1 protein-coding gene is annotated in these 1440 nt (G+C 37.5%); it reads right to left on the reverse strand.

Translation table 11 applies throughout. The features are described from left to right. Positions 1-99: 99 nt before the first annotated feature. Complete coding sequence (locus BAQ48_RS13610) at positions 100-1212, reverse strand: RNA-guided endonuclease TnpB family protein (RefSeq protein ID WP_071711506.1); 1113 nt, start codon at positions 1210-1212, stop codon at positions 100-102. Positions 1213-1440: the final 228 nt, after the last annotated feature.

A 1440-nucleotide genomic window follows, 5' to 3' on the forward strand; every position in this document is an offset into this window, starting at 1 on the left:
AGTGGGGGCTTCTCGGTTCATCGCTACTTTTGATAGCTAACGAATTTGTCCTATGACAGCCGAGCTAACTCCCTTGTTCCAAAGGTTATTTCTTACGATTTATATCAATGCTAATAAACGCATGGCTTCTTTTTTGATATTGATAGCTGCGTTATAATCACGGCCGATTGTGAATCCACACGAACACGCATACGTACGTTCACATAATGGCATTTCTTTTTTATTTCCACAACAACTACACATTTTTGTAGAAGGAAACCATTTATCTATTTTTACAAGCTGTTTTCCTTGTTCTTGTAGCTTATATGCTAAAAATGTCGTGAGCATCTTCCAACCGTTATCCGCTACACTTTTACCAAAGCGTAGTGCTCGTGACATCCCTTTCATATGTAAGTCTTCAATTGCTACAACGTCAAAACCCGTAGCTAATTCTTTAGACTTGTGATGAAGGAAATTTTTACGTTGATTAGCGACCTTTTCATGCAACTTCGCTACACGAATGCGTTGTTTATTCCAGCGCTCTGAATCTTTTACACGTCTTGCCAATACTCGTTGCGCTTTTGCTAATCTATCTAACATCTGACGATAAAAGCGAGGATAATTGGCTTTCTCATCTTCGCTACTCACGTACAATTCAGCCATTGCGAAGTCTAATCCAACTACACGTTCTACTTCTTTTGGAGTGATTTCTTTTTCATATTCGGTCAAAATAGACACGTAATACTTACCAGTTGGTGTCATCGAAATCGTACACGATTTGATGATATGGTTTGGCGGGATTTCTCTATGTTGCTTCAGTTTCACCATTTTCAATTTCGGTAATTTGATATAACCATGAAATAACATAATATTTCCATTTACTCGATTCGTTGTATAGGATTTTCTACTCTTTTTGCTTTTGAATGTTGGAAAATCATTTTGACCACTAAAAAAATTCTTATACGCAGTTTGCAAATTTAATTGCGCGTTGGCCAACGCTAAGGAATCGACTTCTTTCAACCATTCATACTCCACTTTGTATTTCGCAGGAGTAGGGAATTTTTGTTTCTTCAGTTCTTCCTTATTCGCTTTGTGTTTTTCATATGCTTCTTTTCGTTCAGCCAGCATTTTATTATATACAAATCGTACGCAGCCGAATGTTTTACGTATGAGATGTGCTTGTTCTTCTGTTGGATACAGACGAAATTTGTAAGCCTTATTCTGCTTTGCCATATCCATTCACCCCATTTTCCGCTTCATTTCCCATAAGCTATGACGGTAATCACACAACCTGAACACTACAAAATTATTATCTACTTTCATTGTTATACCAAACTTTACCTCTTATAAGAATAATTATATCAGAGGCGAAATAAATAGGAAAACCCAATGTTTGGCTACGCCAAACCGAAATTTATCTCCCACCTGCCGCTAGACTATCGTCTTTCACACGCCTGAGGA

This window comes from Bacillus luti, assembly GCF_001884105.1.
Lineage (GTDB): Bacteria > Bacillota > Bacilli > Bacillales > Bacillaceae_G > Bacillus_A > Bacillus_A luti.

Coding starts and splice junctions, on each gene's coding strand:
- BAQ48_RS13610 (WP_071711506.1), bottom strand. CDS start 1,212: ATGGCAAAGCAGAATAAGGCTTACAAATTTCGTCTGTATCCAACAGAA.